The organism is Kitasatospora sp. NPDC059803 (assembly GCF_042732255.1).
Classification (GTDB): Bacteria; Actinomycetota; Actinomycetes; order Streptomycetales; family Streptomycetaceae; genus Kitasatospora.
This window is the reverse complement of the sequence record NZ_JBHWIJ010000221.1, coordinates 13,629-14,515: the sequence shown is the minus strand read 5'-3', so window position 1 is coordinate 14,515 and position 887 is coordinate 13,629. Positions and strand designations below refer to the sequence as shown.

General features: G+C 81.2%; 1 protein-coding gene. It reads left to right on the top strand.

All coding sequences use genetic code 11. From position 1 onward, the window contains the following. Window positions 1-261 precede the first annotated feature (261 nt). A partial coding sequence (locus tag ACFV6I_RS28545) for an ABC transporter permease (RefSeq protein WP_380428379.1) occupies window positions 262-887 on the top strand: 626 nt, incomplete at its 3' end.

Below are 887 nucleotides of genomic sequence, written 5' to 3'. Positions count from 1 at the left end.
CCCCGGGGGGGCCCCCCAGTCGGGGGGTGGGCCCGGGCCCCCCCCCCCCCCCCGGGGGGGGGGCCCACCGCCGTTTCCGGGGCCGGGCCGGGTCGGGGGCGGCGTACCTCTCGGGGAGGAGGGGGCGCGGTCGGCCGTCCGTCCTCGGAGTGATCATCGAGGAGACCTCGTGCTGACGGGCCGGGGCGGGTGCGGACCCTAGGCTCGGTGAGGCCCCTGCCAGTGCGTCGTGCCTGGTCAGGGCGGACGAGCCGGGGAGCGATGACGACGTACCGATACACCGTGGCCGAGCTGCGCGGGCAACTGCGGCAGCTGCTCCTGAGCGGGGCCGCGATCGCGCTGGGGGTGGCCTTCCTGATCGCCTCGGTCAGCGGCAGCGGGGCGCTGGTGGACTCCTTCAGCCAGACCGCGGCCGCCGAGGTCGGGCCCGGCGACGTGCAGGTGACCAGGACCGCCGCCGGCGGTGGGCTGGACGCCGCCGCCGAGCGGGCCCGGCGGACGGCCGGGGTGGCCGGGGTGGCCGGGGTGGCGCCGCGACTGGTCGGCAAGGGATCGGTGCTGACGGCCGACGGGCGCCCGCTCGACCAGACCGCCGCGGTCAGCGCGGTCGCCGACGACCCGGCGCTGCGCTGGCAGTTGCTCACCGGCGGCCACTGGCCGGCCGGGCCCGGCGAGGTGCTGCTCGACGCCGACACCGCGCACCGGCTCGACGCCGCCCCCGGGGCCGAGGTGCGGCTGGCCCGGGCCGACGGCTCCGCCGCCACCGCCCGGCTGGCGGGCGTCCTGGACGGCCGGGGGGCGGCGCGCCGCGCCGGGCGCCCCAGCCGTCGGGGACCGCTCGGGGGGGGGTGCGCGGTCGCGTGCCGGGGGTGCCCCCCCCGCGCGGT